This is a genomic window from Sinorhizobium fredii USDA 205 (genome assembly GCF_001461695.1).
Lineage (GTDB): Bacteria > Pseudomonadota > Alphaproteobacteria > Rhizobiales > Rhizobiaceae > Sinorhizobium > Sinorhizobium fredii.
Genome location: NZ_AUTC01000130.1, coordinates 75,258 through 82,166 on the forward strand (window position 1 = coordinate 75,258; position 6,909 = coordinate 82,166).

Sequence of the window (6,909 nt, forward strand, 5' to 3'; positions counted from 1 at the left end):
GATGTCCAAAACCACCAGGGCAACACAGACGCTCGCCAAGGCCGGCGTCGCCTTCACGGTGCACAGCTACGATTACGATCCGGGCGCCGAACGCGTCGGATTGCAGGCGGCCGAAGCGCTCGGCGAGGACCCGTCGCGCGTCTTGAAGACGCTGATGGCGGCGGTGGACGGCAAGCCGGTCTGCTGCATCGTGCCGTCGGATCGCGAAGTCAGCATGAAGAAGCTCGCCGCCGCTTTCGGCGGCAAGTCGGCGAGCATGATGAAGCCGGCCGATGCCGAGCGGCTGACCGGCTACCACGTCGGCGGCATCAGCCCGTTCGGCCAGAAAAAGCTCGTGCCGACCGCAATCGAGGAAGCCGCACTCGGCGAAGCGCTGGTCTTCATCAATGGTGGCCAGCGCGGCCTGCAGGTGCGGCTTGACCCGAAGGACGCGCAGGCGGTCCTCAAGGCGATCGGCGCGTCCTTGATCGCCTGACGCTTTAGGCCGGCAAGCGCCTCAGACCAGCCGTGAAAGCAGCGTCGCGAGCTTCCTTGCGTCTGGGTCGCTGAGCTTCGCGCCGACGTGCTTCTCGATCGACCGCGAATAGGTCTCCCACATGCGCGCCCGCATCGCCCGCCCCGCTTCGGTGACGGTGACCCAGCAGCCGCGGGCGTCCTCGCCATAGGCCTCTCGACGCACCAGCCCCTCCTTTTCCAACCGATCGATCAGGCGGGAAAGATTGTATTGGGCGAGCAGCGTCCGGGCCTCGATCTCGAAGGGGCGCAGCCGACCGGCTTCGGCCTTCACCAGCTCCCACAGCACGTCATACCAGCCGAGCGGCGGCAGCCCTGCCGCCTTGAAGTCCTTTTCGATGGCAGCAAGCACGCGCTGCTGCGCCCGCATGAGCCCCACCCATGCCTCGGTGGTCGCCGATGTTGGCGCGCTTCGCTCTGATACATCCTCATCCTTCATAGATGCAGTTACATCTATCTTGACGAATTTGGCAAGGCATTATATATGCAACTGCATCTACTTCAACAAATAGTGGAAACCCCGATGACCGCGTCCCTCACCCTGATCAGCCACCATCTCTGCCCCTATGTGCAACGCGCCGCGATCGCGCTTCACGAAAAGGGCGTGCCGTTCGAGCGCATCCATATCGACCTTGCGAACAAACCCGACTGGTTCCTAAAGATCTCGCCGCTCGGCAAGGTGCCGCTGCTGCGCGTTCCGCAAGACAAGGGCGAAGCGATCCTCTTCGAAAGCACGGTGATCTGCGAATACCTCGAGGAAACGCAGCCCGGCGCCAAGCTGCACCCGGCCGATCCTCTGACGAGGGCCCGCCACCGCGGCTGGATGGAATTCGGCTCGTCCATCCTTTCCGACCTCTGGCTCTACGAGACCACACAGGACATCGAGACACTCGAAGCCAAACGGAGCGTCCTCAAGACGAAGTTCGCGACGATCGGGGCGGAACTTGGTGACGGTCCCTATTTCGCCGGCTTCAATTTCAGCCTGGTCGACGCCGTCTTCGCGCCGATCTTCCGCTATTTCGACGTGTTCGACACGATCGCCGACCACGGCATCTTCGATGGCCTGCTGCGCGTCACCGCCTGGCGGAACGCACTGGCGGCGCGGCCGAGCGTCAAGGCAGCGGTCACTGACGACTACGCCGAGAGGCTGATGGCGTTTCTCGAGAAGCACGACGCGGTCTTGCTGAAAGCGGGAAAGATCGCGGCCTGATTGGGGCATCGTAAAGCCTTCTGTTTTTGCGGGAAGCGGTCTAAAACGGGCGCACCCGCATAACATTCGAGAAGGAGTCGCCATGAACGCCCCCCTCCAGTCGGCCAGAAATCCCGTCGATGCCGCCAAGCTCGAAAAGCTCGCCGAGGTCGCTGTCAAGGTCGGCCTGCAATTGCTGCGCGGCCAGGACCTGGTGATGACCGCGCCGATTGCCGCGCTGCCTCTCGTGCGTCTGATCACCAAGCATGCGTATCAGGCCGGGGCCGGACTGGTGACGACCTTCTATGCCGACGAGGAGGCGACGCTCGCCCGCTACGCCCATGCGCCTGACGAGAGCTTCGACCGGGCCAGCGACTGGCTGTATCAGGGCATGGCGAAGGCCTTTGCGGGCGGCGCGGCGCGTCTGGCGATCGCCGGCGACAATCCGATGCTGCTTTCGTCCGAGGACCCGCAGAAGGTGGCGCGCGCCAACAGGGCGAATTCGGTCGCCTACAAGCCGGCGCTCGAAAAGATCTCCAATTTCGACATCAACTGGAACATCGTCTCCTATCCGAATCCCTCCTGGGCGAAGCAGGTGTTCTCCGACGATCCGGAAGCGATCGCCGTCGAGAAGCTGGCGAACGCGATCTTCGCGGCCTCCCGCGTCGACGTCGACGACCCGATCGCCGCCTGGGCGGAGCACAACGCCAACCTCCGCCGGCGTTCGGCCTGGCTGAACGACGAGCGCTTCGCCGCGCTGCATTTCACAGGTCCGGGTACCGACCTGACGGTCGGGCTTGCGGACGGCCACGAATGGCACGGCGGCGCCTCGACCGCGAAGAACGGCATCACCTGCAATCCGAACATTCCGACCGAGGAGGTCTTCACGACGCCGCATGCACTGCGTGTCGAGGGACATGTCTCGAGCACCAAGCCGCTGTCGCACCAGGGCACGCTGATCGACAACATCCAGGTGCGCTTCGAGGGCGGCCGCATCGTCGAGGCAAAGGCGTCGCGCGGCGAGGAAGTGCTGAAGAAGGTGCTCGACACCGACGAGGGCGCCCGCCGGCTCGGCGAAGTGGCGTTGGTGCCGCATTCCTCGCCGATCTCGGCCTCCGGCATCCTCTTCTACAACACGCTCTTCGACGAAAACGCCTCCTGCCACATCGCGCTTGGCCAGTGCTATTCGAAGTGCTTCCTGGACGGCGCCAGCCTCAGCGAGGAGCAGATCCGCGCCCAGGGCGGCAATTCCAGCCTGATCCACATCGACTGGATGATCGGCTCCGGCGCGGTCGACATCGACGGCGTGCGCGCGGACGGCAGCCGTGTGCCGGTGATGCGTAAGGGCGAGTGGGCCTAAGCGATCAAACGACAACTGCCGCGGCATGAAAGGCCGCGGCAGTGCCCCCGCCAACCGGTGCACTAGGCGCGGGCGGGCGCAGGGCGACCCACAATCTGCGCCTGCTGGCTCATCCAGACGCTGGCAAACACGACGACGATCCCGAGCAATTGTATGCCTGTCATCTGCTGGCCGAGCACACCCCAACCGAGCAGGATCGCGACGACGGGGCTGAGGAAGCCGAGCGGTGCGACCTGGGGCGGCTCCAGCCGTGACAGGCCGCGGAACCAGAGAAGATAGGTGAAGGCGGCGCCGATCAGGCCGAGATAGGCGAAGCCCATCAAATTGGATGCGGTGAGCGATGGCAGGGAGGGCTCGAAGAACAGAGCCACCGGCACGAGCAGAAGACCACCGGCCGCCAATTGCCAGGCGGTAAAGGTGAGCGGCGAGACCGGCGGCGTCCAATGACGGCTGAGCACCGTCCCGAAAGCCATGGAAACCGCACCAGCCAGACCAGCCACTACACCGAGCGGATCGAGCGCGGCGCCGGGCGTCAGCACAAGCAGCGCGACTCCGGCTAGGCCGGCGACGCCGGCGACGACGCTCAGCGCCAGGATCGGCGAACCGAGCACGATACGCGACAGCACCACGACGATCAGCGGCTGGATAGCGCCGACCGTCGCGGCAACACCGCCGGGCAGGCGGTAGGCGGAGACGAACAGCATCGCCCAGAAGAAGGAGAAGTTGAGCGCGCCGAGCAGGAAGCTGCGCGCCCACCAGATGCCTTTCGGCATTTGCCGTACGACGAGCAGCAGCAGGAGGCCCGCCGGCAGGGCTCTTAGCATCGCCACCGTCAGCGGGTAGCCGGCTGGCAGGAATTCGGTGGTAACCAGATAGGTACTTCCCCAGATGGCCGGGGCTATGGCCGTGAAGGCAATGTCGAGGTTTTTTGCTTGCATTTTCTTCATCTCAAGAATCTTGATATCAAGATAACTCTAGCGCAATTTATCTTGACGTCAAGATACCTGGATATTACAGCCATGACGAAGGCGCGGAGTGGCTCCGCCTGTCAGACCATGGGCGCACATGAAACACAGCGACAAGGACCACGTGGACAAGATCCTGGCACAGTGGCGCAGGGAGCGGCCGGAGTTGGACATCTCCGCCATGGGTCCCCTCGGGCGCCTGGCACGGCTCCGGGTCCATGTCGCCCGGGAGCAGGAAACGGTTTTCGCCGAATACGATCTCACATCGGCAAGCTTCGATGTGCTGGCGACGCTGCGCCGCTCCGGTGCCCCCTTTCAACTTTCGCCCGGCGAGCTGCTTGCGGCGACAATGGTGACCTCCGGCACCATGACCAACCGCATCGACCAACTCGAAAGAGCACGCCTCGTCGAGCGGCTGGACAATCCCGAAGACCGGCGCGGCGTGATCATCGCGTTGACGCCGAACGGCTTGAAGCGCATCGATGCCGCGGCGGCCGCCCACGTCGCCAATCAGCAGCGCCTCATCGCGGGCCTTGGGCCCGAAGAGCGGGAGGCGCTCGACGCGCTGCTTAGGAAATTTCTCGCGACATTCGAATGAGCTGATCAGATGCGGCTCACCAACGTGCGCACCCGATCGAGGTGGCGCTTGCGCTTCGCCTCCGTCGCCCGGTCCATGTCATGGAGGCTGATCATCCGGAAATCGAGGCGCTTGCTGCAGAAGGCGGCGATGCCGCGCTTGAGCAGGCGGCGAACCGGATTGCCCATATAGAGATGCACGACCCACCAGGGCGAGCCGGTCGTCGTCAGTGCCCAGAAGAGCCTGATGTTTGTGAGGCGCGGGATGATGCGTCCGCCCGCCTGATCGTGCTCGAAGGCGACGCCGGGCGCAAAGACGCGATCGAAGAAGCCCTTGAGGATCGCCGGAAAATTGAACCACCACTGCGGAAAAACGAGTATCAGCCCGTCGGCCGCCTGAAGCCGCTCGATCCAGCCGGTGACCTCGGAGGCGTCATATCGCTCCGCAAAATAGCTGCCGCGGTCCGCGGCGGTCAGTCGCGGGTCGAACCCTTCTCGATAGAGATCGAGCAGATCGACGCTGTGGCCGCGGCCTTCCAGGATCTCCTTGGCGGCTCGCGCGACGCTTGCCGCAAAGCTGTCCTCGAGCGGATGGGCGAGGACCATCAGAATCCGCATCGCCACCCTCCTCTTAGAACAAGCTGCCCTGCTTCGTCGGCACGACCGGCCGGCTCGCCCGCTTCTTCGGCGCTGGCGTCGGAGGAGCACCCTCCTCGCCCGCAACCGCCGAAACGCTGCCGTCGGCAAATTCGAGCGACAGCGCCATGCCCGGCGTCACCGCCGCCGCCTGCTTTACCGGCTCGCCCGCGGCATCGCGCACCAGCGCGAAACCGCGCTGCAGGACATTGCGGTAGGACAGCGATTGCAGCACGCGGTCCTGCGCGGCGAGCGCGCCTTTCAGCCGACGAAGCTCAGCGGCCATCGCACCATCGGCCCGCGCGCTCAAACCCGAAACTCGATCCGATGCACGGTGGAGCTGCCCCAAGAGGCGCGACGGGAAGGCTCGAAGCGATGCGTCGGCGGCAGAAACGCGCGCCTGCCGTCGATCGATCTGGCGCTCCACGCACCGCTCGGCCTTGTTCATCGCTTCGAGGAGATGACGCCGATGATCGCGGATTCTCGTCGTCAGCAGTTCCGGCCGCAGATGCGCCCCAACGCGCTCGAAGCTGCGACGCTTGTTGGCGGTATTCATCTGCAGGCCGCGGCCGAGACCGGCGGCCGCCTCGTCGAAGCGTCTTCTTGGCAAGGCGAGCAACTGATCGAGCGAGGGAAGCGCCCGGGCCAGCGCGCGGAGCGCGTGGCGCCGGTGATCCATCTGCCGCGTGGCCGACGCCTGCAGGCGGGCGGAAAGATTGGCCACTTGTGCCTCGAGATCGGCCTTCACCGGCACCGCCATCTCGGCCGCGCCGGTCGGCGTCGGCGCCCGCTGGTCGGCGGCGTGGTCGATCAGCGTCCAGTCGGTCTCATGGCCGACAGCCGAGATCAGCGGAATGCCGGAGGCCGCCGCCGCCCGGACCACCGCCTCGTCGTTGAAGCCCCAGAGATCCTCAAGGCTGCCGCCGCCACGCGCCACGATCAGCACGTCCGGACGAGGAATAGGACCGTCTCCCTCCAGGGCATTGAAGCCCCGGATCGCCGCCGCGACCTCTTCGGACGCCCCGTCGCCCTGGACGCGCACCGGCCAGACGACCACGTGCACCGGGAACCGATCGGCGATCCGGTGCAGGATGTCGCGGATGACCGCGCCCGTCGGCGAGGTGACGACGCCGATCACCTTCGGCATGAAGGGCAGCGGCCGCTTCCGCGCCGGGTCGAAAAGGCCCTCCGCGGCAAGCTTGCGCTTGCGCTCCTCAAGGAGCGCCATCAGCGCGCCAGCGCCGGCCGGCTCCAGCGAATCGATTACGATCTGGTATTTCGACGAGCCGGGGAAGGTCGTGACCCGGCCGGTCGCAATGACCTCCATCCCTTCTTCCGGGCGGAATTTCAGCCGCGCAAAGGTGCCCTTCCAGATCACCGCTTCCATCCGGGCGCGATCGTCCTTCAGCGCGAAATAAGCATGGCCAGAGGAATGCGGCCCGCGATAGCCGGAAATCTCGCCGCGCACGCGAACATGCTCGAAGGCCTGCTCGAGCGTGCGCTTGATCGAGCCGGACAGTTCCGACACCGAATACTCGGCAACATTGGACGGAGAATCGGAATCGAAGGAAGAGGTCATGCGCCCTTTGTAGCCGACCACGCCCGGAAGATCAGCAGTCAGAGCCGCCTATCAACGGTTTTTCTGGCGAAGGCCCGCCGTTGTGGCGGGG

8 protein-coding genes are annotated in these 6,909 nt (G+C 65.2%); 4 read left to right on the forward strand and 4 right to left on the reverse strand.

Annotated features, from left to right (window positions below):
• The first annotated feature begins 1 nt into the window (after window position 1).
• Window positions 2–475, forward strand: coding sequence for a Cys-tRNA(Pro) deacylase (gene ybaK / locus N181_RS13620; RefSeq protein ID WP_037397334.1), 474 nt, complete (start codon window positions 2–4; stop codon window positions 473–475).
• Between the two features lie 21 nt (window positions 476–496).
• Here the strand turns inward: ybaK and N181_RS13625 are convergent, their stop codons facing one another.
• Window positions 497–952, reverse strand: coding sequence for a MarR family winged helix-turn-helix transcriptional regulator (locus tag N181_RS13625; RefSeq protein ID WP_037436468.1), 456 nt, complete (start codon window positions 950–952; stop codon window positions 497–499).
• 84 nt (window positions 953–1,036) lie between these two features.
• Here N181_RS13625 and N181_RS13630 point away from each other — a divergent pair, with 84 nt between their 5' ends.
• Together N181_RS13630 and N181_RS13635 are read left to right on the forward strand one after the other, a co-directional pair.
• Complete coding sequence (locus N181_RS13630; protein WP_037397315.1) at window positions 1,037–1,723, forward strand: glutathione S-transferase family protein; 687 nt, start codon at window positions 1,037–1,039, stop codon at window positions 1,721–1,723.
• Between the two features lie 82 nt (window positions 1,724–1,805).
• On the forward strand, window positions 1,806–3,062 hold the full coding sequence (locus N181_RS13635; protein ID WP_037397312.1) for an aminopeptidase: 1,257 nt from the start codon (window positions 1,806–1,808) through the stop codon (window positions 3,060–3,062).
• 62 nt (window positions 3,063–3,124) lie between these two features.
• On the opposite strand, the gene N181_RS13640 is transcribed toward N181_RS13635, so the two are convergent.
• Window positions 3,125–4,000, reverse strand: coding sequence for an EamA family transporter (locus tag N181_RS13640; RefSeq protein WP_037397319.1), 876 nt, complete (start codon window positions 3,998–4,000; stop codon window positions 3,125–3,127).
• A 127-nt stretch (window positions 4,001–4,127) separates the two neighbouring features.
• On the opposite strand from N181_RS13640, the gene N181_RS13645 reads away from it, so the two are divergent.
• Window positions 4,128–4,625: a MarR family winged helix-turn-helix transcriptional regulator gene (locus tag N181_RS13645; RefSeq protein WP_037397309.1), complete on the forward strand. Its 498-nt coding sequence runs from the start codon at window positions 4,128–4,130 to the stop codon at window positions 4,623–4,625.
• Between the two features lie 5 nt (window positions 4,626–4,630).
• Here N181_RS13645 and N181_RS13650 read toward each other — a convergent pair whose 3' ends face one another.
• Both N181_RS13650 and xseA read right to left on the reverse strand, forming a co-directional pair.
• Window positions 4,631–5,221, reverse strand: coding sequence for an NAD(P)H-dependent oxidoreductase (locus N181_RS13650; RefSeq protein ID WP_060563434.1), 591 nt, complete (start codon window positions 5,219–5,221; stop codon window positions 4,631–4,633).
• Window positions 5,222–5,234: 13 nt separating this feature from the next.
• Complete coding sequence (gene xseA / locus N181_RS13655) at window positions 5,235–6,818, reverse strand: exodeoxyribonuclease VII large subunit (RefSeq protein WP_037436470.1); 1,584 nt, start codon at window positions 6,816–6,818, stop codon at window positions 5,235–5,237.
• Window positions 6,819–6,909 lie beyond the last annotated feature (91 nt).

What these genes read in the sequence shown, in the direction of transcription:
- ybaK (WP_037397334.1), top strand. Translation starts at nt 2, where the DNA reads ATGTCCAAAACCACCAGGGCAACACAGACGCTCGCCAAGGCCGGCGTC.
- N181_RS13625 (WP_037436468.1), bottom strand. Translation starts at nt 952, where the DNA reads ATGAAGGATGAGGATGTATCAGAGCGAAGCGCGCCAACATCGGCGACC.
- N181_RS13630 (WP_037397315.1), top strand. Translation starts at nt 1,037, where the DNA reads ATGACCGCGTCCCTCACCCTGATCAGCCACCATCTCTGCCCCTATGTG.
- N181_RS13635 (WP_037397312.1), top strand. Translation starts at nt 1,806, where the DNA reads ATGAACGCCCCCCTCCAGTCGGCCAGAAATCCCGTCGATGCCGCCAAG.
- N181_RS13640 (WP_037397319.1), bottom strand. Translation starts at nt 4,000, where the DNA reads ATGCAAGCAAAAAACCTCGACATTGCCTTCACGGCCATAGCCCCGGCC.
- N181_RS13645 (WP_037397309.1), top strand. Translation starts at nt 4,128, where the DNA reads ATGAAACACAGCGACAAGGACCACGTGGACAAGATCCTGGCACAGTGG.
- N181_RS13650 (WP_060563434.1), bottom strand. Translation starts at nt 5,221, where the DNA reads ATGCGGATTCTGATGGTCCTCGCCCATCCGCTCGAGGACAGCTTTGCG.
- xseA (WP_037436470.1), bottom strand. Translation starts at nt 6,818, where the DNA reads ATGACCTCTTCCTTCGATTCCGATTCTCCGTCCAATGTTGCCGAGTAT.